1 protein-coding gene is annotated in these 379 nt (G+C 38.3%); it reads right to left on the bottom strand.

What is annotated here, in order from left to right:
* Positions 1–113 precede the first annotated feature (113 nt).
* Positions 114–359, bottom strand: a complete 246-nt coding sequence (locus AB4589_RS25115; RefSeq protein WP_017104221.1) for a hypothetical protein — start codon at positions 357–359, stop codon at positions 114–116.
* Between the last annotated feature and the right edge of the window lie 20 nt (positions 360–379).

Here is a 379-nt window from a genome sequence, read left to right as displayed (position 1 = left end):
ATTACGCAACAAAGCCAAAGCCATCATGACTGGAGTGGCAACTAAACAATTTGTGTAAAACTTCGACAGAGTCAATTCTGTAAGTCGTCATTAATTCGTTCAAGCTGCGTTCCCTATTTAGTCTCTAGTTGTGCGTAAGCATTTGCATCTATGATCAAAGCCTCAAAAACATTATCTGTAATCTCCAACTCTCCATTCGCAACCTTTGCTACTTGATAAGGTGAGTAACCAATTTGATCCCAACTTCTAAAACGTTCTGCCGCTTGCTTACCAGTGATGACCACTTGATTGTCAACTTTACCCCATAGGATAATTTTTCTAACTGTTTTATCCTTATTTACATCCAAATACTTACCCACTTATTTTCCCCATTACAGCT

The sequence above is a fragment of the Vibrio sp. 10N.222.49.A3 genome (genome assembly GCF_041475145.1).
Taxonomy (GTDB): Bacteria; Pseudomonadota; Gammaproteobacteria; order Enterobacterales; family Vibrionaceae; genus Vibrio; species Vibrio tasmaniensis_A.
The sequence above is the reverse complement of the archived record's forward strand: the minus strand, read 5'-3'. Positions and strand labels throughout refer to the sequence as shown.